Genomic DNA, 1279 nt, shown 5'->3' with positions numbered 1-1279 from the left:
TCTCCTTGGCCAGCGCATCTACATCAACGCGCCGATTGGCATAGAGCATGCGGACCTTTTCGGGATCTGCCTTGATATCCCTTTCGTAAGCATCCGCCATTGCTTTCAGCGCCGACCCGGCGTCCGCTTTCTCGACAAGGGAGCCGGTTGCGGCGAGCGTTTCCACGAGCTTCTTGTGATCGCCAGCCTGCAGGGCTTCCACCACAGATTTTTGACTGTCAGGCGTCCAATGTCCCGCCTCGTAGGGCGTTTGGTTCACCGGCTCCATTTGAACAGTAGGACTTTCCTCGCCACGTCCGGCCCTAAGTTCCTCGCGTTTCGCGATCCGGTCGATCGCGGCTGCGTAGTCCGGCGAGACTGGGAATTTGTCCTGATAGAGCTCGCTGCCAGGCTTGCTGAGTTGGCTGGCCAAGATGTGTCTGTCAGCCGTGTCGCTTTGCACGGTGAAAACCTGGGTTCGTTCGTCGGCCTTGCTCAACAGGGCGCTCGCGGCATTTGAGCCGAAAATGGCACTGTGCAAGACATAAACCTGATCGACGCGCCTGCCATCGTCGTGATTTCTGATTTCGTAGGCGGAGCCGATGATTGTCGTGGGCCCCTCAATCTTATAGCCCTTGACACCCCTGTCACCCGGCTCGCCGGTGCTGGCCTCGAAGGTCTTGCTCTGACTGCTGCCATCGGGTTTGAAGGTAACGGATTTGCCTTCGATCTTTTCGATCCGGCCGGCTTCACCGGCAATGAGATTCCTATAGCTGCTAGTGACGCTGAGCCTGTCACCGACCCTGAAACGGATATCCTTGTTGTTAAACGCCTTGAAGCTGACAGGGTCGCCACTCAGGCGACCGGATGCAAGGCCCTGCTTTTCGATCTCTTCGGCAAGCAAATCTACATGATCACGTTTGTTGGCGTAGAGAGCGCGGACTTTCTCGGGGTCCGCACTAATGTCTCTTTCATAAGTCTGCGCTATCGCTTTCAACGTTGATACGAGATTTGTGTTCTCAACAAGGGAGCCGGTTGCGGCTAGCGTTTCCACAAGCTTCTTGTGGTCGCCTGCCTGCAAGGCCTCGACGATTCTTTTCTGGTTATTGACTGCCGCATCGGCAGCGTCGGGCGGCGTTTGGGGCGCCAGGTCTATCGGGGCGGAAGTTTTCTCCTCGCCACGTGCCGCGACAACTTCCTGGCGTTTTGCAATCCGATCGATGGCGGCTGTGTAGTCCGGCAAGGCTGGGAATTTGTCCTGGTAGAGCTCGCTGCCCGGCTTTCCCAGTTGCCTGGCCAA

General features: G+C 57.2%; 1 protein-coding gene. It reads right to left on the bottom strand.

Annotated features, from left to right (window positions below):
* Positions 1–1279 (bottom strand): hypothetical protein (locus M0412_RS26405; RefSeq protein ID WP_371338350.1); only part of this gene is annotated, 1279 nt, incomplete at both ends.

Source organism: Agrobacterium sp. O3.4 (genome assembly GCF_041414895.1).
Taxonomy (GTDB): domain Bacteria; phylum Pseudomonadota; class Alphaproteobacteria; order Rhizobiales; family Rhizobiaceae; genus Agrobacterium; species Agrobacterium cucumeris.
The sequence above is the reverse complement of the archived record's forward strand: the minus strand, read 5'-3'. Positions and strand labels throughout refer to the sequence as shown.